The organism is Cohnella massiliensis (genome assembly GCF_900169535.1).
GTDB classification, from domain to species: Bacteria; Bacillota; Bacilli; order Paenibacillales; family Paenibacillaceae; genus Cohnella; species Cohnella algarum.
Genome location: NZ_LT821259.1, coordinates 3,028,479 through 3,052,949, shown reverse-complemented (window position 1 = coordinate 3,052,949; position 24,471 = coordinate 3,028,479). Strand labels below are relative to the sequence as shown.

Below are 24,471 nucleotides of genomic sequence, written 5' to 3'. Positions count from 1 at the left end.
TTATTAAACGTTCCGGCTGCCGGGTTAACGCTTTTTCACCCAGGCGGCGATGTCTGCGATGAACTCGGCCGGGACGTTGGCGGCCCGATTATATTCCGCGCCGACGGAAATTCCTTCGTATTCCGTCAGCAGGTGATTCATGTTCGGATACGATTTGTACTCGACATCGGTCCGGCCTTTTAACGCTTCTTTCCAACCCTCGAATTGCTTCATCGAAACTTGCCAATCGTTTTCTCCCTGAAGAATGAGCAGCGGCCTGGTTTGCGTTTTGGCCGTTTCCGACGGCACGTAATCGCGAATGTCGTACCACCAGTAGGCGGGCTGCAGCGCGAACTGCTCGGGCGAAGGAAGATTATCGGTCGAAAATTGCGGATCGTTAAGCACACTTACGATATTCGCATACGCCGCCAGCGCCTGCTCCTGGGCCGCCAGCGTCTCCTGCGGAAAGCCGAGCCGCTTCAGCCTGTCGAGCGCTTCCTGCTGCTGCTCGACCAGAACGTCCCCGAACGTGCCGCTCGGGCTCGAGAGGAGCACGGCCCCGGCGACGGATCCTTCGGCGTCCGACTCGATCAGCTTCGGAACGGCGAATCCTCCCTGGCTGTGACCGACGACGTAGATGCGCCGCGGATCGATGCCGTCCGTTTGCGCCAGCAGGCCGACGGCCTTCAGCGCGTCGTTCACCGTCTCGTCTTCGATCGTAAAGTCGGCCGCGGCGGACGATTTGACCGTATGCTCCAACGTCACTTTTTCGTAGCGGAGCACCGCGATGCCCTCGCCCGCCAGTCCGACGGCCAAATCCCGGAACGGCTTGGCGCCGCCTATCGTGGAGTCCCGGTCGTGCGGCCCCGAGCCGTGAACGAGCACGACGGCCGGGAACGGGCCTTCGCCCTTCGGCATCGTGAGCTTGCCGGGCAGGGCGAACGCGCCTTCTCCGACGATGACGTCCCGCTCCTCGTAGCCCGTCGGATCGTCGTATGCCGGGGCTTTATACGGCTCGGCGGCAGATGCCGGCGCAAAGTTGAAGTCGTCGATCCGGCCGTCCGCATCGAAGCGAACCGTCACGTCGAACGGTCCGACCGCGGACTCGTAGGCGAGACTGACGCTCGTATGTACGGCGTTGGACTCTTGCGACGAGGACAATTGTTTGTCCGTCAAGCCGTACGCTTGCGCCAGATTCGGCCATATCGCCGATAAAGCCGGAGCAGGCAGCGCGGACTGAAGCGCCGAGCTGAAGGAGCCGGCCGCGGAAGCGGCGTCGCCGCGGGCGAGCCGGTAAACGAATTCGTTCGCCCGGGCGACGAAATCGTCCTCGGCGATGACGAGCTTCCCGGCCGCTTCGTCCCAGCCGATGCGGCTGTCCAGCGCTTGAGCTAAAAAATCGAGCGATACGTACGTTTTGCCGTCGATCGTCCGAACGGCGGAGCCGGCATCCCGCGTCTCTCCGTTTACGACCGCGGACGTTTGCCCGACTTGCAGCTGGATCTCGATCGGACCGCGGGCGACGGCGATTTTGCCCGCTCCTTGCCATTTGACGGATGCGCCAAGCGTTTCGGCGGCGACCCGAAGCGGAACGAGCCCGCTTCCGCCGGCCGCATCCGCGGCGGCGGCCTGCGCGGACGCGGTCGGAATCCCGGAGCCTTCGGCCGCCGACACGGCCGCAGGCAAGTTCAGCGCAAGCGCGAGAGCGGCAACGGCGATGGCGTAGCGGACGGTGGACGATTTGTTCATTTCGGCTATCCTCTCCCTTAAACGTTTGTATATTTAGATAAATTTCTAAATATAGAGTAACCGATATTTGGGCCGAAGTCAATGCGTTCGAATGCGCTTGCAAGACGGCGCGAAGACGTATGGGTGCAGCGTACAGGTGCAAACGCAGAGGTTGAATCTGACGTACGGGTGCAACGTATAAGTGCAAACGCAGGTCCAATGTACGGTGCAACATCCGGGTGCACGGCCGGGAAAGGGAGCTCGTTTACGTCGTTCCCTGCTTCCAGCGCCGATAGCCGCCCGGCGTCATCCCCGTCTGCTTCCGGAACACGCGAATAAAATAATTGTAATCCGGAAAGCCGACTTCCTCGGCAATCCGCTCCCCGGGCAGGTCGGTCAGGACAAGCCGCCGCCGGGCTTCCTCGAGCTTGAGCCGGAGCGCGTACTGATGCGGCGTCAAGCCGACGTGGCGTTTCATGCAGCGGGCGATGTAATCGTAGGCGAAGTGCATCCGATCTTCGAGCGTTTTGGCGCGAAACGGCGCGTAAGGATCGGCTTCGAGAATGGCTGCGGCCTCGTCGCAAACGCGCCGCGATTTGGACGCTTTAACGGAGCCGGAAACGGCGTGCTGAAGCAGCACGAGCAGGCGCATGGACAGCGCCTGCAGCTGAACCGCGTTGCCCGTCCGCAGATCGCGTTGAATGGCGACCATTTCGTCGAGCACGGGAAGCAGCGGCCGCGGATCGAGGCGTGCCCATTTCGGGATGACGAGCGGCTGCTCGCGCGGCGATTCGTCCCGGTCGGTGCCCTGTTCGAGCAAAGCCGTCCAGGAGATATGGGAGGCGGAGACGCGCTCGGGCGCATTCGGAAAAACGAAATGAATCCAGTAGAGCTCCGTTTCCTCCTCGCAGCTCTTGTGCCCCCAGTGCGGTTTTCCCGGTTCGAGCGCAAGCCAGTGGCCCGGTCCGATTTCGTAAGCGGCATCTTTTTCGGTCATGAACAGCGTGCCGCGGACGACCAGGAGCATGTCGCAAGCGTTAAACGTCCGGCGAAAATGAACCTGGCCCGGCTGCCAGACGCCGTGCCCGACCGTTAGCAGCTGGGGCAGCGGCGGTATCGTAAGCTTCAGACAATCCATCGGCGGACTTCCTCCGTTCGAATGCGTTTCGTTCATCAGCGCAGTTTTGCTAGCGCGTTTCAGCCTGCGCGGGCGAGGCGATGCTTGGCTAGCGCGCTTCAGCCGGCAGCTTCAGAAAAATCTGCATTTTCGCATCTTGATCCCGCGCTCCCTCCGCGGCGACCGGGAAATCCTGCATAATTGCAGCATTCCTCGCGGTCGAGAGTAATAGAGAAAGCTTTTTCGCCGCTGCCAAAGAAGGCGCTTTCCGTCAGGTCGGCAGGCGTTTTCCCCAGTATAAAGGATTTGGTCGATATTGTGCTATAACCGGTCGAATCCTTCCCTGTTCGGCGGGATCATCAACCTGTAGATTGAAGGTAGACAAATTTCAAATCCAAGGATTTTACGATCCGAACAGAGGTGTTGACGATGAGGTTCAGGCAGGTGCATCTCGATTTCCACACGTCGGAGGCGATCCCAGGCATCGGGACGCGGTTCGACAAGCGCCAGTTCCAGGAGGCGCTGCGAATCGGGCACGTCGACTCGATCACCGTGTTTTCCAAATGCCATCACGGCTGGGCCTATCATCCGAGCAAGGCGAACGAAATGCATCCGCATCTCGATTTCGACCTGCTTGGAAGCATGATCGAAGCGGCGCACGAAATCGGCGTCAAAACGCCCGTCTACCTGTCCGCGGGACTCGACGAAAAGCTGGCGCTGCGGCATCCCGAATGGCTCATTCGTTCGCAGGACGACCGCACGCGGTGGGTGGACAGCTTTCTGAAGCCGGGCTATCACGAGTTTTGCTTCAACACGCCTTATCTCGATATTCTGCTTGCGCAGATCGAAGAGGTGACGCGCGAGTACGACGCGGACGGCATCTTTCTCGATATCGTCGGCGTCCGCCAATGCTGCTGCGCGGCGTGCATCTCCGAGCTGCGCAGGCGGGGCAAAGACCCGCGTCGGGCGGAAGACGTGCTGGAGCTCGGCGAGGAGACCTACGCCCGCTACGTCCGGCGCGTGCGCGAAGTCGTGCACGGGATCAAGCCGGGGCTGCCGATTTTCCATAACAGCGGGCACGTCCGGCGCGGACGCCGGGATTTGGCGAGGGCGAACACCCATCTGGAGCTGGAATCGCTGCCGACCGGCGGCTGGGGGTACGATCATTTTCCGCTGTCCGCGCGGTACGTTCAGCAGCTGGGAATGCCGTTTCTCGGAATGACGGGCAAATTCCATACGTCCTGGGGAGAATTCGGCGGCTACAAGCATCCGAACGCGCTGCGGTACGAAGCCGCGCTCAGTCTCGCGAACGGGGCGGGGTGCTCGATCGGCGACCAGCTTCCGCCGGACGGACGAATGGACGAAGCGACGTACCGGCTGATCGGCGCCGCTTACCGCGAGGTCGAAGCGAAGGAAGCCTGGTGCAGGGATGCCGTCAATGTGGCCGATGTGGCCGTCCTCACATTGGAAGCGCTTCAGTCGGAACAAGGAGAAGAGCGGACCGGCTTGTCGGATACCGGGGCGGTGCGGATGCTGCTGGAGGGCCATATTTTGTTCGACGTAGCCGATCTGGAGACGGATTTGACCCCGTACCGCGTCGTCGTGCTGCCGGACAAGGTGCGGATAGGGGAAGAGCTCGGGCACAAGCTGAACGCCTACATCGCGCAGGGTGGACGGGTGCTCGCGACGGGATGCTCGGGATTGAACGAGCAGGGCGACGCCTTCGCTCTCGACCTGGGCGTCCGCCTCGTCGGAGAAAATCCGTACCGGCCGGACTACTGCCGTCCGTCGTTTCCGTTGCCGAGCCTGGGGGAAGCCGCGTTCGTCTGCTATGCGCCGGGACTGAGCGTCGAGCTCTCGGGCGGGAAGGAGCTCGCGGCTCGCGAAAATCCGTACTTCAACCGTGACGCGTTTGCGTTTTGCTCGCACCAGCATACGCCGAATTCGGGCGAATACGGGGGCCCGGGCATGGCGGCAAGCGACGCCGGCATCTATATCGCCTGGAACGTATTCGAGGATTATGCCGTCAAGGGCAGCCTGTTTTTGAAGGAGCTCGTTCTTCACGCGCTGAACCTGCTGCTTCCTTCGAAAACCGTCGATACGGGTCTTCCCGCCCAGGGCGTCACGACCGTCCAGCGGCAGCCGGGCAGCGGGCGCTACGTTCACCATTTGCTGTATGCGTCGCCGGTGAAGCGGGGCAGCGGCATCGAGGTCATCGAGGATATCGTGCCTTTGCGGGACGTAACCGCGACGCTTGCGCTGCCCGAGCCGGTTAAGAGAATCTATCTCGCCCCGCAAATGGAGGAGCTCCCGTTCGAGCGGACGGGCGAGAGAAGCGTTCGGTATACCGTGCCCGAAGTAACCTGCCACCAGATGGTCGTGCTCGAAGTTTAGGCGATTCCTTGACATTCCCAAAGGTTGTTTTGACAAGCGGGCGGAATCGTTATACCTTAGAACGGTAAGGTTACGTAGCACAGGAGGTTCTGGCAAATGAGAATAGGCGCGATCGAGGCGGGCGGCACGAAATTCGTCTGCGGCATCGGCAACGAAAACGGCGTTATCGAAGAACGGGTGCAGTTTCCGACGGAGCATCCGGAGAAGACGCTTGGCAATGTGATTTCTTATTTCCGCGATAAAAACGTCGAAGCGATCGGAATCGGCACGTTCGGTCCGATCGATCTCGATCCGTCGAGCTCCCGTTACGGCTATGTCACGACGACGCCCAAGCCGGGGTGGTCGGACTATCCGTTCCTTCCCGTTCTGAAGCGGGAATTCGACGTTCCGTTCGGCTGGGATACGGACGTGAACGCCGCCGCTTACGGCGAAGCGGTCTGGGGCGCGGCGAAGGGGCTGAACAGCTGCGTTTATTATACGATCGGCACGGGCGTCGGCGTGGGCGTGTACGTCGAGGGCAAGCTCGTGCACGGGCTTACGCACCCGGAAGGCGGCCACATTCCGCTGAGGCGCCATCCGGAAGACAAGTTCGAGGGCTGGTGCCCGTATCACAAAGATTGCCTGGAAGGAATGGCCGCAGGTCCCGCTTTGGAAAAGAGATGGGGCGTGAAAGGCCACGAGCTGGCGCCCGACCATCCGGCCTGGGAGATCGAAGCCTATTATATCGCGCAAGCGGTGTCCGGTTCGATTTTGCTGCTCTCCCCGAAAAAAATCATTCTCGGCGGCGGCGTCATGCATCAGCAGCAATTGTTCCCGCTCATTCGCAAGCAGGTGAAGGAATATTTGAACGGATATGTAAGCGCGAAAGAGGTGCTCGAAGGCATCGACGACTACATCGTGCCTCCGGGCCTCGGCGACAACGCCGGCCTCAGCGGCTCGCTCGCCCTCGGCTTGCGGGCGCTGCAAGCGTCGGAAGCCTGATCGGACATGCCGGCGGCGCCTAGTCGCGCCGCCGGTATTCGCGGGGGGAAACCCCCGTTATTTTTTTGAACAACCCGTTAAAAAAAGGAGTATCCTGGTAGCCGACCGCGGACGCGATGTCGGCTATTTTGCGTCGGGACGTTTTCAACAGGCGGCATGCTTCGTTGATCCGGACGGTCTGGGCGTACTCGACCGGGCTCATGCCGGTTTGCTTGCGGAAGACGCGGTGAAACTGCCGTTCGCCGACGCCGGCGAGCCGGGCGAGCTTCGCGACCGAAAGCGGCTCGGCGAATTGCGTATGCAGCGCGTGCAGCGCGGCTTCCATTCCTCCGTTCGCGCCCTGCGCGCCGCTGCCGGAGACTTCGTTGTCTTCGCGGCACAAAAACAGCAGCAGCTCGAGCAAGCCGATGTAAAGCGCGGATTCGCGCCCGAAACGGTCGGAGGCGAATTCGTAATGAAGCCGCTGAAACAAGCGGCCGAATTCCCCGTACCGGTCGCGGTAGCGGCGGATTTCCCGATGCTCGAACAGGCGCGCGATCGGCTCGCTGCCCGGGAAGGAGCCGAGCAGCCGGACGGCGGCCGTCTCGGCGAACACGCAATTGTAGACGATCAGCGGTTTCCGGCCGGAAGCGGAAGCCGGACGGAACACGTGGGATTGGCCGACCGGAATGAGCACGATGTCCCCCTGGACGACGGAAAACGAGGTGTCGCTGAAGTGATGCGTTCCGGCCCCTTCGCTGACATAGCTGATTTCGACGAAATCGTGCCGGTGTTCGGACATCGAGAACGTTTCGATCGCGCGGTTGACGTAGATAGGCGCTCCTCGCGGTAAAACCAGGTTCCGCGCAATAGATCGATCGGTCGCATGACGCTCATAAAGGGAACGGCCTCCGTTGAAAAAGAAGTCTGATTCACCCCGGATAAAAGTCCGGATCGCCATATTATTATACGGCATTTCCGCTTTATGATGAAGGGGAATCGAACAAGCGAGGAGTGAACATTTCCGATGAGTTTGCTTGTGAAAGCGTTAACGGTCGGCGGCCGCCCGAATCCGCTCGGAACGGACGGAAAGCCGCCGCAATTCGGCTGGAAACTGGAGGCGGCGCGCCGCGGCACGCTGCAAACCGCTTACCGGATCCAGGTGGCGGACGCGGAAGACGGGTTCGACCGCCCGCTGTGGGATACGGGAAAGACGGAATCGGACGCTTCGATCCGGGTAACGTACGAAGGACCCGCGCCGGTTTCCCGCATGCGTTATTTTTACCGCGTCAAAGCTTGGGACAATTTCGGCGGCGAATCGGACTGGAGCGAAATCGCCTGGTGGGAAACGGGGCTGCTGAGCGAGGACGAATGGCAGGCGCGGTGGATCACGCCGGATCCGGCGGCGATCGATCCGCTTGCCGAGCCCGTTTTCGCGCTTCGCAAAAGCTTCGAGCTTAAAAGCGACGTGCGCTCGGCCCGGGTTTATGCGACCGGCGTCGGCGTCTACGATTTGTATTTGAACGGGGAAAAAGTCGGAGACGACATTCTCGCGCCCGGATGGACGAGTTACCGAAACCGCTTGCAATATCAGACGTACGACGTGACGGACCGGCTGCGGGCCGGTTCGAACGGACTCGGCGTCCTGCTTGCGAACGGCTGGTATAAAGGCGATTTGACCTGGTCGGACAAAAGCTGCCTGTACGGGGACCGCCGCGCCGCGCTCGTGCAGCTTCACGTGACGTACGCGGACGGGACGGAAGAGATCGTCGTCAGCGATCCGACGTGGTCGGCAGCGCTCGGACCGATCCGGTACTCGGAAATTTACCACGGCGAGATCTACGACGCGCGCCTCGAGCTCGGGCAGTGGTCGCGCGGAGACTTTGACGCCGCGGGATGGGCCGCGGCCGCTTCGCTCGATTTGCCGATGTCCGTGCTCGTTCCGCAGGAAAACTGGCCGACGCGGGTCACGGAGACGATCCGGCCGGTTGCGTTCATCCGCACGCCTTCCGGCGAAGCGGTGCTCGACATGGGCCAGAACATGGTCGGCCGCATTCGGCTGTCGGTCGAGGCCCCGGCCGGAACGGCCGTTCGGCTGCAGCATGCGGAGGTGCTGGACAAGGAGGGCAACTTCTACGTCGGCAATCTCCGTTCGGCCAAGCAGACGGTCGAGTATATCGCCAAAGGCGAAGGAACCGAAACGTACGCTCCGCATTTTACGTTTCAGGGCTTCCGCTACGTGAAGGTCGAGGGGTATCCGGGCATCGAGAACGGGCTTCCGCTCGACCGGTTCGTCGGCGAGGTCATCCATTCGGATATGCCTCGGTCCGGGGAATTCGAATGCTCTCACGAGCTTGTCAACCAACTGCAGCGAAACATCGTCTGGGGGCAGCGGGGGAATTTCCTCGACGTGCCGACCGACTGCCCGCAGCGGGACGAACGGCTCGGCTGGACCGGGGACGCGCAGGTGTTCGTCTGGACGGCGGCGTTCAACTACGATGTCGGTCCGTTTTTTCAAAAATGGCTGCGCGATCTTGCCGCGGATCAAAAAGAAGACGGCGGCGTGCCGTTCGTCATTCCCGACGTGCTCGACGGTGACCACTCTTCGGCGGCGTGGGGCGACGCGGCGGTCGTCGTTCCCTGGGCGATGTACGCGACTTACGGCGACAAAGCGCTGCTCGCCGAGCAATTCGACAGCATGAAGGCGTGGGTCGACTATATTCGCGCCCAAGGAGAGAGCGAATATTTGTGGAACACGGGCTTCCACTTCGGCGACTGGCTGGGGCTGGACGCGAAGGAGAACAGCTACGTCGGCGCGACGCCGCGCGATCTGATCGCGACCGCGTTTTACGCGTATTCCGCGAAGCTCGTGCGCGATGCGGCGGAGGTGCTGGGCCGGGAAGAGGACGCCCGGAAGTACGGCGAGCTTTACGGCCGCGTCGTTTCGGCGTTCCGCGAGGAGTTCGTCACGCCTTCCGGCCGCATCGCCGCGCCGACGCAAACGGCGCACGTGCTGGCGCTCATGTTCGACCTGGCGGAAGGCGAAGCCCGCGCGCGGACGGCGCGCGAGCTGAACAAATTGATCGAGGACAACGAGTTCCACCTGACGACCGGTTTTGTCGGCACTCCGTACTTGTGCCACGTCCTGTCGGCGAACGGTTATCATGAAACGGCGCTCAAGCTGCTCGTCCAGGAAAGCTATCCGTCGTGGCTGTACTCCGTCAATCAAGGCGCGACGACGATCTGGGAGCACTGGGACGGGATCAAGCCGGACGGCTCGTTCTGGAGCGACGATATGAACTCGTACAATCACTACGCCTACGGGGCGATCGGGGATTGGCTGTACCGCGTCGTTGCGGGGCTCGACGCGGACGGCCGCGCGCCGGCGTACAAGCGGGCGCGGATCGAACCGCGCTTCGGCGGCGAGTGGCTGACGAGCGCGCGGGCGGCTTACGATTCGGCCTATGGGCGAATCGAGGTTTCGTGGCGCGCGGACGGAATGTCGCGCGCCGTCGAGGTTGCGCTTCCGCCGAATACGACGGCGGAAGTGCTGCTTCGCGGCGCGGCGCTGGACGCGCTTCGCGAAAGCGGCCGCCCCGTTCGCGGCGGGGCGGAAGGCATCGCGTCCGCCGCGGATACGGCGGACGGCGTGCGGCTCGCGGTCGGCTCGGGCGTCTATCGCTTCGAGTATCCGCTTGCCTGACGACAGGCTTGCGCCCGCGCGAAATTTGCGCGGGCGCTTTTCGCGGGGCGAAAGCGCCTGCGCTAGCCGCCGCGCAAGATGGCGGGCGCGGGCGCGCCGCTTGAATGGCGCTAACGTTTCTCCAGCGACATCTCCCTATACGCAGGATGTCGGCTCGGCCCTCCGCGCATCCAGTTGAGTAAATATTATTCATCTGGATCGGTCAAACGTGTGAGGCCGGGCTAAGTTGGGTAGATTTTACTCTACTGGTTCTGTCAATCGCATGAGGCCAGGCTCAGTGGGGTAAATATTACTCTTCCGGATCGGTCAAACGCATTTAGTAGGGCTCAGTTGGGTAAATAATACTCATCTGGTTCGGTCGAACGCATGTGGTCGGGCTCAGTTGGGTAAATATCACTCATCTGGTTCGGTCAAACGCATGTAGTAGGGCTCAGTTGGGTAAATAATACTCATCTGGTTCGGTCGAACGCATGTGGTCGGGCTCAGTTGGGTAAATATCACTCATCTGGTTCGGTCAAACGCATGTAGTTGGGCTCAGTTGGGTAAATAATACTCATCTGGTTCGGTCGAACGCATGTGGTCGGGCTCAGTTGGGTAAATATCACTCATCTGGTTCGGTCAAACGCATGTAGTAGGGCTCAGTTGGGTAAATAATACTCATCTGGTTCGGTCGAACGCATGAGGCCGGGCTCAGTTGGGTAAATAATACTCATCTGGTTCGATCGAACGCATGTGGTCGGGCTCAGTTGGGTAAATATTGCTCATCTGGTTCGGTCGAACGCATGTGGTCGGGCTCAGACTCGTCTCGCCGCTTCCGTACGTCTGCTAACGATTCCTGATTTTCAACTCTCGACCAAAATGTTTTTCCCCGCTAATAAGAAGTCCTCCGTTTGGATTGGAAATTGTTCGATACATGGCCCGACCGAGCTAATAAAATCGGAATTGCAAACACGTTGCCTAGCCGGCCAACAAATTTCGACCTGCAGTTACATTGCCTAGCCGGCCAACAAATTTCGACCTGCAGTTACATCGCTTAACCGAGCCAAACAAATTTCGACCTGCGGCTACATGTCCTAACTAATCAACAAATTCGCTTCTGCGGCTACACAGCCTTACCGAGCCAACAAATTCGAACCTGCAGAGGGTGACATAGCCATTTTTCTTGAGAAAATCGGACGCGCAAAGGACGGCATAGCCGTTTTCCGGATTGACATCCGTTCGGCCCGGTGCCATAATGTACGCGTGTACATCATGACGATACGAAAATTCACGGCAAGGATGATGGAAGATGGCGACGCGCAAAGAAGTGGCCCGGATGGCCGGCGTCTCCGAAGCGACGGTGTCGCGCGTGCTCAACGGCGTCGGCCCGATCAAGGAGGAAACGCGCAAACGGGTCCTTGAAGCGGCGGAGGCGCTCGATTACCAATTGAACGCCGTCGCGGCCAGCTTCGCGCGCGGGAGAAGCGGCAATATCGGCGTCGTGCTGCCGCATGTGCCGAAGGTGCACCTCTTTTCCACGTATTATTTCGCGGAAATCCTGAGCGGCATCGGCGAGGCGGTCCGAAGCGGCGAGGGCGGCGGGCTGCTGCTGCTGTATCGCAATCCGGGGGAAGCCTTCGATTACGTCTCGCTGTTTCGGACGCAGAGAGTAGACGCTTGCCTTATTCTCGGAGCGACTTCGGCGGAACCGGAGCGCGAGTCGATCGCTCGGCTTGCCGACGCGGATGCTCCCTTTTGCGTCGTCGACCAGCGTTTTGACGAACATCCGGGCATCCCCGCGGTTGTCGCCGACCATGTCGGGGGCAGTTATGCCGCGACCCGCCATTTGCTGGACCGGGGGTGCCGGCGAATCGGGTTCCTTAACGGTTCGGCACAGTACTCCAACAGCCTGGATCGCCTGCATGGTTACCGCAAAGCGCTCCGGGAAGCGGGCATCGACGACGAAGAAGCGGCTCCGGTCTTCGAAGGAAACTACAGCCGGAAAAGCGGGTATGCCGCGGCACCGTCCGTTTTCCGGGAAATGGATCGGCTGGACGCGATGCTCTGCGCCAACGACCGGATGGCGATCGGCCTTATTCAAGGCCTGCGGGAATTGGGCTGCGCCTTTCCCGGCCGCTTGCCGATCGTCGGCTACGACAATTCCGACGCGGCCGCGCTGTTCGATCCGCCGCTCACGACGGTCGAGGTTCCTTTTTTCGAAATGGGGAAGCTCGCCGCCCGCAAATTGCTCGACCGGCTTTCCGGCGGCGGGAGAGACGGCGAAGTGTTTCGCGAGACGCTGCCGACGCGGTTGGTGGTGCGCAAATCTTGTCAATCCGGAGAGGAGATCGAACGAACATGAGAAAAGCGTTGATCGTTTGGGGAGGCTGGGACGGCCATCAGCCCCGCGAGGTTGCCGAAATTTTTCGCGCCACGCTGGAAAAAGAACAGTTCGAAGTCGAAGTGTCCGATACGCTGGAGGCGTTCGCGGACGCGGACAAATTGAAAGCGCTCGATCTAATCGTTCCGGTATGGACGATGGGAAGAATCGAGCAGCAGCTCGTCAACAACGTATCGCAGGCGGTGCAAAGCGGCGTCGGGCTTGCGGGCTGCCACGGCGGCATGTGCGACGCGTTCCGCGAAAACGTCGATTGGCAATTTATGACCGGCGGCCAATGGGTGGCGCATCCGGGCAACGACGGAACGGAATATACCGTCAATATCCGCCACAGCTCCAGTCCGCTCGTGGAAGGGATCCAAGATTTCGCGGTCAAGACCGAGCAATATTATTTGCACGTCGATCCGGCCGTCGAAGTGCTGGCGACAACCCGTTTCCCCGTGGCGCCGGGGCCGCATTCGCTCAATAAAGCCGTCGACATGCCGGTCATTTGGACGAAGCGCTGGGGCGTGGGGCGCGTGTATTACAATTCGCTCGGCCACCATGCGGATATTATGGAAATTCCGGTCGTGACGGAGCTGATGCGGCGGGGCTTCCTTTGGTGCGCGGACGGCAAGGCCGCGGCGCAGGCATCTGATGCCGGAGAAGCGGGCGTTTATACGGGAATGGCGGACAATCAACTTTAACGCGGGAAAGAGGGCGAACCGGAATGGGGAAAATGAAGGTCGGCATCATCGGCACGGGCAACATCAGCGGCATTTATTTTAAAAACGGCAACCGATTCGATTCGATGGAAATCGTCGCCTGCGCCGATCTCGACGCGGAACGCGCGAAGGCGAAAGGGGAAGAGCACGGCATTCGCGGCTGTTCGGTCGAGGAGCTGCTCGCGGATCCGGAAATCGGAATGGTCATTAACCTGACGATTCCGAAAGCGCATGCATCCGTATGTCTCCAAGCGCTCGAAGCGGGCAAACACGTTTACGTGGAAAAGCCGCTTGCCGTCACCCGCGAAGAAGGCAAACAGGTGCTGGAACGGGCCCGGCAAAAAGGGCTGAGGGTCGGCAGTGCCCCGGACACGTTTCTCGGAGGCGGCATCCAGACGTCGATCAAGCTGATCGAGGACGGTTGGATCGGCACGCCGATCGGCGCGACGGCGTTCATGATGTCCGGCGGGCACGAAAGCTGGCACCCGGCGCCGGAATTTTATTACCAGCAAGGCGGCGGTCCGATGTTCGATATGGGGCCGTATTATTTAACCGCGTTCGTAGCGCTGTTCGGCCCGATTGCCCGCGTCACCGGCTCCGCCCGCATTTCATTTCCGGAGCGGACGATTACGAGCCAGCCGAAAGCCGGGCAAAAAATTCCGGTCGAAGTCCCGACGCACGTGGCGGGCGTCCTCGACTTCGCCTCGGGGCCGGTCGCGACGCTGCTGACGAGCTTCGACATCAAGGGCGGCTCGGTGCTGCCTCGCATCGAAGTGTACGGCAGCGCCGGGACGCTGCAGGTGCCGGACCCGAATACGTTCGGGGGGCCGGTCCGCATTTGCCGCGCCGGGTCGAAGGAGTGGAGCGAGATTCCGCTCGCCTACGGCTACGCGGAAAACGCCCGCGGCGTCGGCGCAGCCGACATGGCCAAGGCGATCCTGACCGGACGCCCGCACCGGGCGAGCGGAGAGCTGGCCTACCACGTGCTGGAGGCGATGCACGGGTTCCATGACGCGTCCGAGCAGGGCAAGCATTACGTGATGGAAAGCGCATGCGAGCGTCCCGCTCCGATGCAGCTCGGGCTGCCCGAGTTTCAGTTAGACTAGATTGAAGATCTCGGATAATGCAAACCACCCATCAGGCCGACGGGTGGTTTTTTGCGTTTGCTTATGCTTTTTCAATCCCAGGACTATTGTGGTAAACGAATCCATTCTTCTTTTGGAGTCTGTAAAATACTTTGTGTAAACTCTCAAACCTACTAAAATGAAATCATGGAGAGGTTGGGGAGCACACATGGGATTATGGACGAAAGAGCAGCTGCGGAGTTTCATCAAGGAGAATAATCTGGTCACCGCACAGGATGCGCAGAATGCGCTAAAGGACCTGTTTGCCGAAACGCTGCAAGAAATGCTAGAGGCCGAAATGGATACGCACCTGGGCTATAGCAAGCATGACGTGCAGAACAAGCAGACGAAGAACAGTCGCAACGGTAAGAGCAAGAAAATCGTCACTAGCGAGTACGGCGACCAGGAGATTGCCGTGCCACGGGATCGCCTGGGCGAGTTCGAGCCGCTCGTGGTGAAGAAGCATCAGTCCAACGTGACGGGGATCGAGGATCAGATCGTCGCCCTGTACGCCAAAGGCGTCAGCACGCGGGAGATCCAGGACCATCTGCAGAATCTCTATGGTTTGGAGGTCTCGCCAACCTTTATTTCCAATGTCACGAATAAGATCATTCCGCTCATCAAAGAGTGGCAGAATCGGCCGTTGCAGGGCGTATACGCGGTCGTCTTCCTGGACGCCATCCACTTCAAGGTGAAGCAAGACGGGGCGATCGTGAACAAAGCTGCCTACATGGTCATTGGGATCGACATGGACGGCAACAAGGACGTGCTCGGCATGTGGATCGGCGAGAACGCGTCCGCGCAGTTCTGGCTGCGCGTCTTGAACGATCTTAAGAATCGCGGCGTTCAGGCCATCCTTATCACCTGTGTCGACAACCTCACGGGCTTCTCCCAGGCGATCTCTGCCTGTTATCCGAAGACGGAGATTCAGAAGTGCATCATCCACCAGATCCGCAACTCCACGCGCTACGTCTCCTACAAGGATCTGAAGAAGGTGACGGCCGATCTGAAGCCCATCTACAAGGCTGCTACGGAGGAAATGGCTCTGCTGGAACTCGACCGCTTTGAGGAGACGTGGGGCGCCAAGTATCCCCTTATTGTCCGCTCATGGCGCAGCAATTGGGACGAACTCGCCACCTTCTTCAAGTATCCGCCTGAGCTTCGTAAGCTCATCTACACGACGAACATGATTGAGAGCTATCATCGCCAATTGCGAAAAGTCACCAAAGGGAAAAGCATCTTCCCAAGCGACGAGGCGCTACTGAAAATGCTGTACTTAGTCACGATGGACGTCACCCGCAAATGGACCGGTCGTGTTCAAAACTGGGGACAGATGCTCCTGCAGCTCTCCGTCTTCTTTCCGGACCGGATCGGCCAGCACTTACCTTGAGGAGGCTAATCTCCCCTTCGGAGAGATGCCTATAAAAGAGTTTACACAAAATTATTGACAGACCCCAAAAGCCATTTATATTCAGCTCGCAAAAATCGAAATTAATAATTGAATAGGTTAACTGAACATTGTGCACCCGCCGACTTCGTCACCTGAAACCTCGGTTTAGCTTGTATGAATAGGCTACAATAAGGGGAGACGTCAAATAGCCCCCATTCGATCCAAGGCGGAGGCTGTTTGACGTTTGTTATTGTCACGTTAACACGCAGCACACTCCATCATTCGTCCGCGCGAAACCGGGCAAGGGGGGCAAACAGCTCGTCCATGCCGATGGAAACGCAAGGGAGAAGGTCGGAGGTTATCGTATCTCCTTCTCCGTACGTTTCCGCCAGGACGAGCTTGCCGTCATTCAAAACGAACCGGTCGACGATCGCGTGGACGGGGTCGGCAACCCAATATTCCTTTACCCCGAAACGTTCGTACAACGCTTTCTTGACGATACGGTCGCGACTGGCCGTTCCGGGCGATAAGATTTCCGCCAGCAGGTCGGGAGCGCCGACGATGCGTTCGTTGACGATGATTCCGCTGTTGTCGTAGCGGATAAAGATCAGATCCGGCTGAACGACGTTGTTTTCGTCGAAATGCACGTCCATCGGCGCAAACACGATAATGCCGTCCGGCTGGCAAGTCGCGTTCAATTGCGTAAAAAGATTCTGAAGCAACGCTTGATGACTCAGCTTGGGAGACGGTTTCATTTCGTAGGCGACACCGTCAATGATTTCAACCCGGTCGAACGTGTCGTATACCGACTGCCGTTCCCTGATCGTCCCGTTGTCCGGCTTCTTTTCCCGATTGTTGTCCTCCATCTCCACCCCTCCGGTTGTCCATATGTTTCCAGTATAGCACGAGCGGCCTAACGAATAAAAACGCGCTGCAGCGGACAACGTATTTATGTTGTTTAAATCGCAACGCCGAAAGAGCGCGAAAAACGTGCGGTTTTTCAACGCGGACCATCGCGCATCGCTTCGGCCACTACAAGGAGGAAACGATCGAAATGTATCAAAATCAAAACCAAAATTTCCAAAGCTCCAGCCTTCAAAACCAAGGCTACCAAGGCACGAACCTGACCGGCCAGCTTCACCAATGCCAAAACATCGTCCAACAGCTGATCAACCAAACGCAGCAAGCTACGCAAATGTATCAGCAAATGCTTCAGCAGGAGCAGCAAAACGCAGCTCGTCTGGAGGAGTTGGCGCAACGCGAGCAAAGAGCGGTTCAAATGATTCAAACCGCGCTGCACGGCCATCAAACGGCAATCCAGCAAATGAATCAAGTTTCGCAAATGTGCAGACAGCTGGAGCAATCGGTTCAGCATATCAACACGCAAACGTTCTCGAGCACGGTTCAGCCTTTGCAATCGTACGGCGCAAGCTCCTACGGCACGAGCGCGTCGGCCGGCATGACGAACAGAAGCTTCCAATAATTTCGGATTTTCCGCAAGCCGCAAAACCCCGGCTCCTTCAAACGGCAAAAACCGTTCAAGGAGTTCGGGTTTTTTTGACGTTCGGTCGGCCTGCCGCGAACCGGTTCCCAAGGATGAAGTTTTCGCCAATTTTCGCGCGGGATGCCGACTTTCGGTCCATTGACGGCGCTTCCATCCATTCTTCATAATGGCATCGTACGGATTCAGTCCAGTTAATCGCAGGAGGGATTCGATGGCCAAAAAAGTGCTGATCGCAACCGGAGACGCCGTGGAAGTGCTGGAAGTGTATTATCCGTATTACCGGCTGTTGGAGGAGGGGTTCGAGGCGGTCATCGCCGCTCCGTCCGTCAAAAAGCTGAACACGGTTTGCCACGATTTCGTGGAAGGCTGGGAAACGTATTCGGAGAAGCCCGCGCATCTGCTTCAGGCGGATACGGCGTTTGCCGACGTCGATCCCGCCTCGTTCGACGCGCTCGTCATTCCGGGCGGACGCGCTCCCGAATATATCCGCTCGAATCCCGAGCTGCCGCGGATTATCGGCCATTTCATCGAAGCCGACAAGCCGATCGGCGCGATCTGCCACGGACCGCAGGTTTTTCTGTCGCTATCCGACCGGTCTTATTTCCAAGGAAAAACGATGAGCGCGTATTCCGCTTGCCGCCTCGACGTCGAATCGCTTGGCGCGCGGTACGCCGACGGGACGCTGGCGGTGGACGGCAAGCTCGTCACCGGTCATGCGTGGCCGGATTTGCCGGGTTTTATGCGCGAACTGATCAAGCTGCTCCGCTAATGAGGTTTCGCTAATCGCGTCGGCTCCCAGCCGGTTTTTGCCGGACTCGGGGGCTTTTTTTGTATGGCCGAACGTTTCCGCCAGGCTAGCCATATAGTAAAATACATATAGGAAAATGGAGATTCATAGATTCGCAGAATAACAGGCACCCGGGAGTGAACTCATTGCAAAAAAGAAGATCCGCCGCGCTGGCGGCGGTTTTGGCCCTGGCGCTGCTCGGCGGCTGCGGCCTGACGGAACAAGGAAATTCCGGCAATGTTGCGGCGATGGAGGAGAATTCGATCGTTTGGGCGTTCACGCAAGCTGACCAGCAGCCGGAGCGGCAGCTGATCGGCCTGATCGACGGCGCGCGGGAAACCCTCGACATCGCCATCTACAGCCTGACGCATCCGGACATCGTGCAAGCGATCAAGAACGCGCACCTGCGCGGCGTCGCCGTCCGGGTCATTACGGACCGGACCCAATCGTCCGGCAAATCGCAGAAAGAAGCGCTGAAGCTGCTCGGGAGCGCGGGGATTCCGCTGAAGATCAATACGCACGACGGGCTGATGCACTTGAAAATGACGATCGCGGACCGGCAGAAGGCTTCCACCGGCTCCTTTAATTATTCCAAGGCGGCCAGCACGCGGAACGACGAGATTTTCATGGTGATCGACAATGCCGAAATCGCCGGGGCGTTCGCGGACGAGTTCGAGCATATGTGGAACGACGAAGACGACTTCGAAACGGTGGACGCCCGCATCGCGCAGCCGGAATCGGAATCGTCCGGAGCTCAAACGGCGGAAGGCGCTGCGGAGGAAGCAGGGGAAACCGATTCGCCCTCTCCGGCAGCCTCGCCCGCGACGTGCGCCGATCCGCAAATCAAAGGAAATATCAATTCCAAAGGCGATAAAATTTATCACATGCCCGGAGGAGCGGCTTACGAGCAGACGAAGGCGGAAGAAATGTTCTGCACGGAGGCGGACGCCGAAGCTGCCGGATTCCGTCCGGCGAAGAAGTGACGGGAAAAACTTGCTTTGACACGCCAACATTTGTCATTGTAAAATAGCGCGGAAGTGAAAGCGCATTAATCGAATCCATCATCGGCGCAAGCATGCGCGAAGGGAAGGGTTAGTTTTGGAACAGCTGTTATGGCCGGAGGGAGCTCCCTATGCGACGGGGAGCGGGGACGAGGATCGTCCCGCGATATTTCCGTATGTGCTGGAAGGCAAGGGAAACCCTGCCGTGATCGTATTTCCGGGCGGCGGGTACGGCATGAGGGCGCACCACGAGGGCGAACCGATCGCCCTTTGGCTCAATTCCATCGGGATTTCGGCGTTCGTGCTCCGGTACCGCGTCGCTCCTTATCAATATCCGTGCGCATGGCTTGACGCGCAGCGCGCGATTCGCACGGTTCGACACGAAGCCGACCGGTACGGGATCGATTCGGCGCGCGTGGGCATTCTCGGCTTTTCGGCCGGCGGCCATCTCGCCTCGACGGCCGGAACGCAGTACGATGCGGGTCGTCCGGATGCGGAGGACGCGGTCGAACGGCAGTCGAGCCGTCCCGATCTGACGATTTTGTGCTATCCGGTCATTTCGATGGACGAATCGATCACGCACGCGGGCTCGCGCCTAAATTTGCTCGGCGAGGATCCCGACCCCGAGCTTGCGCGGAAAATGAGCAGCGAAACGCAGGTGACGCCCGACACGCCGCCCGTCTTCCTGTGGCATACGTCCGACGACGGGGCGGTGCCGGTCGAAAACAGCCTGGCGTTCGCAACGGCGCTGCGCAAGCAAAAGGTGCCGTTCGATCTTCACGTGTATGCGTTCGGACGTCACGGACTCGGACTGGCGGAGGATGAGAAGCACACGAACGGCTGGACCGGCGCATGCGCTTCGTGGCTGAAGCTGAACGGGTTCTGAACGCGCCGTCCGGCCGCGCGGGCCGACGGTCGTTCGGCCGGACCCGGACCGCGTTGGCCGGCGGCAACGTGCCGCAACTGTCGAGATTTCTCGGCAGTTTTTTTGTTTGGCCGCCTTACCGAAAAGATGCCCGTTCCGGTACGCGCGCGAAACGTTTCAAACGCTCGAGCGCTTCGGCAACCAGCTGCCCCGAAACCGCATACGAGCATCGGATATGGCCTTCTCCTCCCGTTCCGAAAGCATGGCCCGGAACGACCGCGACTCCCGCTTCCTTAAGAAGCAGCCGGGCGAAACGCCCGGAGTCCAGCCCTGTATGCGCAATCGAAGGGAAGACATAAAAGGCGCCCTCCGGTTCATGGCACGGCAGCCCGATTTCACGCAAGCCTTTGACGAACATCCGCCTGCGCTCGTCGAACGCGGCCTTCATCGTTTCCTTCGCTTCCAGCCCGTTCCGGAGCGATTCGACGGCGGCGATTTGTCCGAGAACGGGCGCGCACATCGCCGTGTATTGATGGATTTTGAGCATGCCGCCGATCAACTCCCGGCCGCCGCAGGCATAGCCGATCCGCCATCCCGTCATCGCGAACGCTTTGGAAAATCCGTTGATGACGATCGTTCGCTCTTTCATGCCCGGAAGCGAAGCGATGCTTGCATGCCGCGCTCCGTAAGTCAGCTCGGCATAAACTTCGTCCGAAATGACGATCATATCGTGCCGTACGGCCAGCTCGGCAACCGGTCGCCAATCTTCTTCCGTCATCACCGCGCCTGTCGGGTTGTTCGGGAAATTGACGACAAGCGCCTTCGAGCGAGGCGTCAAGGACTCGGCCAGCGCCCGCGCGGTCAGCTTGAACCGCTCTTCCGCGGATGTCTTCACTTCGACGACTTTGGCGCCGTGTAGATGGGCAATGGGCGAATAGGCGATATAACAGGGAGTATGGATGAGAACCTCGTCGCCCGGCTCCACGCACGTCCGAAGCGCCAGATCGACCGCTTCGCTCGTTCCGACCGTGACGAGCACCTCGTTAGCGGGTTCATAACGGAGACCGAATCCATCGTGCATATACGAAGCGATTTCCTCCCGCAGCTCATACAAGCCGGCATTCGGGGTGTACTTCGTTTTTCCTTCGTTCAAGGCGCGAATGCAGGCCGCCCGGACGTGTTCAGGCGTAACGAAATCCGGTTCTCCGATCCCGAGCGAGATCGTATCCCGATTATTTTCCTCGGCCAGTTCGAAAAAGGCGCGAATCCCGGAAGGCGGAATGTCCCGAACGCGCTGCGCCACATGTTCCTTGCTCATTGTACGCACCTCGTTATCCCATAAGCTGTCTGGCCGTTCGGCCGATGATTTGAAGCCCTTTCTCGATATCCTCCTCTTTTACTCGCGAAAATCCGAGCCGCATCGTATGCCGTCCTCCTCCGTCCGTGTAAAACATGTCCCCCGGGGTAAAAATGACGCCTTGGCTCGAGCAGGCGTCGAGCAGCTCCGTCGTATCGAAAGGCTTATCGAATTCGACAAACAGATGCAGGCCTCCGTCTCCCGACAGTTTTCGATAAGGGAGATAGGTTTCGCAGCAGCGCTTCGTCCACTCGTATTTTCGTTTGTATTCGGAGCGGGCTTTTTTCAAATATTTCTCAAGGTTGCCGTTCAAAAGATATTGATAAAGCACCGATTGATCGAGCGTCGAAGTATGAATGCTGCGGGACCGTTTGATGCTTTCCAGGTTGTCGATCAGCCGGCGGTCCGCCAGCACCCAGCCCACCCGGAGGCCGGGGAAGAGCACTTTGGAGAAGCTGCCGAGATAGACAACGCCGTTTCCCCGCCCGGCCGTCGCGATCAACGGGGAAACGTGCGCCCCCGAATAACGCAGTTCTTCGTTAAAACCGTCTTCGATGACCGGGATGCCGTGACGGGCCATGAGCCGCATCGCCGCCGATCTTTTCTCGGGAGACGTGACGATGCCGGTAGGATTGTGATAGGACGGGATCAAATAGGCGCAATCGTATGTCCGTTCCGTCAATGCGCGTTCCAGCTCGATCAGATCGATGCCGTCCCGTTCCATCGGAATGCCCGTAATGTCGAACCCGCTCAGCTTCAAATTTTTGATCGCGGTGTAGTGGGTCGGATTTTCGCAAATGACCGATCCGCCTTCTTTTCGGCGAAGGGCGGACAGGACGATATCGAAAGCTTCCGTGAAGCCGCTCGTGATCAGCATGTCTTTTCCGTTCAGGTCGACGCCCTTATGTTCCATGTAATTCATCAAGTAATCGATCAGCGGTTTATAGCCTTTCGCGTAGCCGTAGTTCAGCAGAACGTTTCCCTCGATCGCCATGCGGTCAAGAAAAGCGCGCTTGACGTGATCGAGATCGAACAGCTTCTCGTCGGGCGCGATGCTGGTGAAGGAAATCGCGTTTCTCCCCGCGCGGATGCCGCGTTTCATCCGGTCCAGCTCGACGGCTTGCCGCGCATAATCGTTGATGCGCGCCGGCCAATCGATTTCGCACGGCGGAGCGGCGGAAGCCGGGGGGGCGGCAGTTGCCGCGACATAGCTGCCTTTTCCGTGAACGGCGTAGATAAAGCCGTCGCTCTCCAGCTCGGCGTAGGCTGAAATAATGGTGTTGCGGCTGACGGAGAGCAGCAGGCCGAGCTCGCGGGTGGAGGGAAGCTTCTGCCCGGGCTGCAGCGATCCTTTTATAATCAGACGTTTCAAATAATCTTTCAACTGAATGTAGACCGGTCGGTCGTTCGCAAGCTTGAAGTCATGGAACATCTTCATCGCCCCCCTTGTTCATGATGGCACAGATGGGGAGGGAAATGGAAGAACCACGTCCCGGCATTCTTTGCCGGGTTGTGGTTCCGGAGCCGGGCGATCGGGGCGAAACGGCTGCGCGCCGGAGCGAACGACGGGCGGATTTTCGCCAAAAATTTTACAATCGATGGACATAAAATGGAAATTCCCTTCATATTTCCTCATTACAATAAAAGAGTTGCACTTCATGAGGGCGGGAGCTCGCTTCGAGTTTCGGCCCGTCGGGGAGAGGGGGAGGAACGACGGTGACGATGCGCGCGGAGTTCGACCAAGGCTTGAACGAAATGCAGACGCTGCTCGCCCAAATGGGCGAACAGGTGGAGAAGGCGCTGGCCGATTCGATGGATGCGCTGGTGAAGCGCGACGCGGCCCAAGCGAAAAGGGTCGTAAACGAGGATTTGGAGCTCAACCGGCTGGAAGAGCGGGTGATGGAGCGGGGCGCGAAGCTGATCGCGACGCAGCAGCCGGTAGCGAAGGATCTTCGCCGCATATTGGCGGGCTTCAAAATTGCCGCCGACCTGGAGCGGATGGGGGATTTGTCCGTGGATATCGCGAAGACGGTGCTGCGGCTGGACGGGGAGACGCTCATCAAGCCGCTGATCGACTTGCCCCGCATGGCGGCTATCGCCCGAACGATGATTCGCGATTCGATCCGGTCGTACACGGAAGAGAATGTCGAGCTCGCCTACAAGATGGCCAAGGACGACGATCGGGTCGATGCGCTGTACGGCCAGATGTTTCGGGAGCTGTCGTCGCTGATGGTCGAGAACCCGAAATGGATCGGGCAGGCGACGCTGCTCGGATTCGTCGGGCGCTATTGCGAACGGATTGCGGACTATGCGACCAACATCGGCGAGAGCACGGTATACATCGCAACCGGCACGCGGCCGGACTTGAACGGCTGAGCGCCGGCCGCCCGACGAAAAACCTCCGAAATCGTCCCGGTCCGTCAGCGGAGGGGCCGACATTTTGTCGCTCCGTATGGTAAAATAAAAAGCAAATCGCGGGAGACGGAACGGAGAGACGTCGCATGGACGGCATGATTACGGAAGACGGCCGGTTGAATCCGGAGTTCGGGGGGGAGCGGGAGGCGCTCTACACCGGTTTGAACGGCTGCACGGTGGAGAGAGTTCGCATCTCCCCCGGCGAGAGCTACGTGTTCAAACCGCTGGCCAAAGGCGGGAATAGCCGGGAAGCTTGGGCGTACGAGCATGTGCGCCCCTCGCTTCCCGGCCTTTTTCCGCGGCTGATCGCGCGCTCGGCGGACGGGATTTCCGGACAGGGCTGGTTGTTGTTCGAAGATTTGGGGCCGCTTTCGCACCGTTTCAACGAAGGGACGGCTGCCGCCTTGATCGGGCAAATCGCCCGTTGGCACGCCTTGCCGACGGCATCGTTCGGCATCCGGTCCCGGCAGGGGCCGAAGCCGACGATCGGCGAAATGGCGGAAGCGTTGCGGCAGAACGAGGAGGAATGGGTGCCTTATCTTGAGGAATTCCGCTGGCCGAAAGCGAGCATGCGCAGTTTGATCGCCGAAGCCCTCGAGCTGGAGAGGTCCGAATCCGTCGTGTTTTCGCACGGGGATCTGCATTTGGGCAATTACGCGATGACGGCGGGCGGGATCAGGGTGCTCGATTGGGAGCACGCGCATTTGAACAGCCGGCATTGGGACCTGTTTCACGTTCTCGATTTGTCCCATCCGTTATTTCCGAAAACGATGAATCCCGGCATGCGCGACCGTTTGCTCGAACGGTATCTGGATGCCGCCGAAGCGTTCGGCCCCCCGTCCGACAGGACTCGTTTCCGGCGGGAATATTACGTTTTTTCGTCCGTTTTTTCGTTGTGGCTGCTGCTTTTGATCGAACGCGACCTGCGCCGCGAGGACGGAGTCTGGCCGGCGGATAAGCTTGAGGAGCAGCGTCTGGAAACGCTGGAAAACCTGCGTCAATGCCTGGCGTCGTTCATCATTTTGTCATATGTGAAAAAAAGTTGACGAACTTTCCCATTCAACAG

The 24,471-nt window shown here is 59.3% G+C and carries 20 protein-coding genes and 1 pseudogene; 13 read left to right on the top strand and 8 right to left on the bottom strand.

Annotation, left to right across the window (positions count from 1 at the left end; genetic code table 11):
* Positions 1 to 24 precede the first annotated feature (24 nt).
* The 4 genes and pseudogenes from B7E11_RS28020 to B7E11_RS29900 form a co-directional block, all read right to left on the bottom strand.
* Positions 25 to 1,728, bottom strand: coding sequence for an alpha/beta hydrolase family protein (locus B7E11_RS28020; protein ID WP_080840716.1), 1,704 nt, complete (start codon positions 1,726 to 1,728; stop codon positions 25 to 27).
* A 244-nt stretch (positions 1,729 to 1,972) separates the two neighbouring features.
* A complete protein-coding gene (locus tag B7E11_RS31115; RefSeq protein ID WP_425430087.1) occupies positions 1,973 to 2,218 on the bottom strand; it encodes a helix-turn-helix transcriptional regulator in 246 nt (81 codons plus the stop codon).
* Between the two features lie 144 nt (positions 2,219 to 2,362).
* Positions 2,363 to 2,845, bottom strand: a pseudogene (locus B7E11_RS31110) (AraC family ligand binding domain-containing protein); the annotation flags it as partial.
* An 88-nt stretch (positions 2,846 to 2,933) separates the two neighbouring features.
* Positions 2,934 to 3,080 (bottom strand): hypothetical protein, encoded by a 147-nt coding sequence (locus B7E11_RS29900; RefSeq protein WP_176220927.1) that lies wholly within the window; start codon positions 3,078 to 3,080, stop codon positions 2,934 to 2,936.
* 173 nt (positions 3,081 to 3,253) lie between these two features.
* Here B7E11_RS29900 and B7E11_RS28010 point away from each other — a divergent pair, with 173 nt between their 5' ends.
* Positions 3,254 to 5,218 carry an alpha-amylase family protein gene (locus B7E11_RS28010; protein WP_080840714.1) on the top strand — a complete coding sequence of 655 codons (1,965 nt, stop codon included), beginning with the start codon at positions 3,254 to 3,256 and terminating at the stop codon, positions 5,216 to 5,218.
* 96 nt (positions 5,219 to 5,314) lie between these two features.
* A complete protein-coding gene (locus B7E11_RS28005; RefSeq protein WP_080840713.1) occupies positions 5,315 to 6,199 on the top strand; it encodes an ROK family protein in 885 nt (294 codons plus the stop codon).
* A 19-nt stretch (positions 6,200 to 6,218) separates the two neighbouring features.
* Here the strand turns inward: B7E11_RS28005 and B7E11_RS28000 are convergent, their stop codons facing one another.
* Positions 6,219 to 6,980 carry a helix-turn-helix domain-containing protein gene (locus B7E11_RS28000; protein WP_176220926.1) on the bottom strand — a complete coding sequence of 254 codons (762 nt, stop codon included), beginning with the start codon at positions 6,978 to 6,980 and terminating at the stop codon, positions 6,219 to 6,221.
* A gap of 225 nt (positions 6,981 to 7,205) precedes the next feature.
* Here B7E11_RS28000 and B7E11_RS27995 point away from each other — a divergent pair, with 225 nt between their 5' ends.
* From B7E11_RS27995 to B7E11_RS27975, 5 genes are all read left to right on the top strand, one after another.
* Positions 7,206 to 9,881 (top strand): alpha-L-rhamnosidase, encoded by a 2,676-nt coding sequence (locus B7E11_RS27995; RefSeq protein WP_080840711.1) that lies wholly within the window; start codon positions 7,206 to 7,208, stop codon positions 9,879 to 9,881.
* 1,288 nt (positions 9,882 to 11,169) lie between these two features.
* Positions 11,170 to 12,222: a LacI family DNA-binding transcriptional regulator gene (locus B7E11_RS27990; protein WP_080840710.1), complete on the top strand. Its 1,053-nt coding sequence runs from the start codon at positions 11,170 to 11,172 to the stop codon at positions 12,220 to 12,222.
* Entirely contained in the window at positions 12,219 to 12,944 is a 726-nt protein-coding gene (locus B7E11_RS27985) for a ThuA domain-containing protein (protein ID WP_080840709.1), read from the top strand. Before B7E11_RS27990 ends, B7E11_RS27985 begins: the two co-directional genes overlap by 4 nt.
* A gap of 23 nt (positions 12,945 to 12,967) precedes the next feature.
* Positions 12,968 to 14,068, top strand: a complete 1,101-nt coding sequence (locus B7E11_RS27980; protein ID WP_080840708.1) for a Gfo/Idh/MocA family protein — start codon at positions 12,968 to 12,970, stop codon at positions 14,066 to 14,068.
* 187 nt (positions 14,069 to 14,255) lie between these two features.
* On the top strand, positions 14,256 to 15,476 hold the full coding sequence (locus B7E11_RS27975) for an IS256 family transposase (protein ID WP_080840707.1): 1,221 nt from the start codon (positions 14,256 to 14,258) through the stop codon (positions 15,474 to 15,476).
* Between the two features lie 278 nt (positions 15,477 to 15,754).
* On the opposite strand, the gene B7E11_RS27970 is transcribed toward B7E11_RS27975, so the two are convergent.
* Positions 15,755 to 16,342 (bottom strand): Uma2 family endonuclease, encoded by a 588-nt coding sequence (locus B7E11_RS27970; protein ID WP_080840706.1) that lies wholly within the window; start codon positions 16,340 to 16,342, stop codon positions 15,755 to 15,757.
* Positions 16,343 to 16,530: 188 nt separating this feature from the next.
* On the opposite strand from B7E11_RS27970, the gene B7E11_RS27965 reads away from it, so the two are divergent.
* The 4 genes from B7E11_RS27965 (at position 16,531) to B7E11_RS27945 (ending at position 19,654) form a co-directional block, all read left to right on the top strand.
* A complete protein-coding gene (locus B7E11_RS27965; RefSeq protein WP_240353331.1) occupies positions 16,531 to 16,959 on the top strand; it encodes a hypothetical protein in 429 nt (142 codons plus the stop codon).
* Between the two features lie 232 nt (positions 16,960 to 17,191).
* On the top strand, positions 17,192 to 17,749 hold the full coding sequence (locus B7E11_RS27955; protein ID WP_080840704.1) for a DJ-1/PfpI family protein: 558 nt from the start codon (positions 17,192 to 17,194) through the stop codon (positions 17,747 to 17,749).
* Between the two features lie 164 nt (positions 17,750 to 17,913).
* The gene (locus tag B7E11_RS27950; RefSeq protein ID WP_080840703.1) at positions 17,914 to 18,750 is read left to right on the top strand and encodes a phospholipase D-like domain-containing protein; all 837 of its coding nucleotides are present in this window, start codon (positions 17,914 to 17,916) and stop codon (positions 18,748 to 18,750) included.
* A 115-nt stretch (positions 18,751 to 18,865) separates the two neighbouring features.
* Positions 18,866 to 19,654: an alpha/beta hydrolase gene (locus B7E11_RS27945; protein ID WP_080840702.1), complete on the top strand. Its 789-nt coding sequence runs from the start codon at positions 18,866 to 18,868 to the stop codon at positions 19,652 to 19,654.
* 115 nt (positions 19,655 to 19,769) lie between these two features.
* On the opposite strand, the gene B7E11_RS27940 is transcribed toward B7E11_RS27945, so the two are convergent.
* Together B7E11_RS27940 and B7E11_RS27935 are read right to left on the bottom strand one after the other, a co-directional pair.
* Entirely contained in the window at positions 19,770 to 20,951 is a 1,182-nt protein-coding gene (locus tag B7E11_RS27940; protein ID WP_080840701.1) for a pyridoxal phosphate-dependent aminotransferase, read from the bottom strand.
* A 13-nt stretch (positions 20,952 to 20,964) separates the two neighbouring features.
* Positions 20,965 to 22,422: an aminotransferase-like domain-containing protein gene (locus tag B7E11_RS27935; RefSeq protein ID WP_080840700.1), complete on the bottom strand. Its 1,458-nt coding sequence runs from the start codon at positions 22,420 to 22,422 to the stop codon at positions 20,965 to 20,967.
* Between the two features lie 284 nt (positions 22,423 to 22,706).
* Here B7E11_RS27935 and phoU point away from each other — a divergent pair, with 284 nt between their 5' ends.
* A complete protein-coding gene (gene phoU, locus B7E11_RS27925) occupies positions 22,707 to 23,366 on the top strand; it encodes a phosphate signaling complex protein PhoU (protein ID WP_139787338.1) in 660 nt (219 codons plus the stop codon).
* A gap of 125 nt (positions 23,367 to 23,491) precedes the next feature.
* A complete protein-coding gene (locus B7E11_RS27920; RefSeq protein ID WP_080840698.1) occupies positions 23,492 to 24,451 on the top strand; it encodes a phosphotransferase family protein in 960 nt (319 codons plus the stop codon).
* Positions 24,452 to 24,471: the final 20 nt, after the last annotated feature.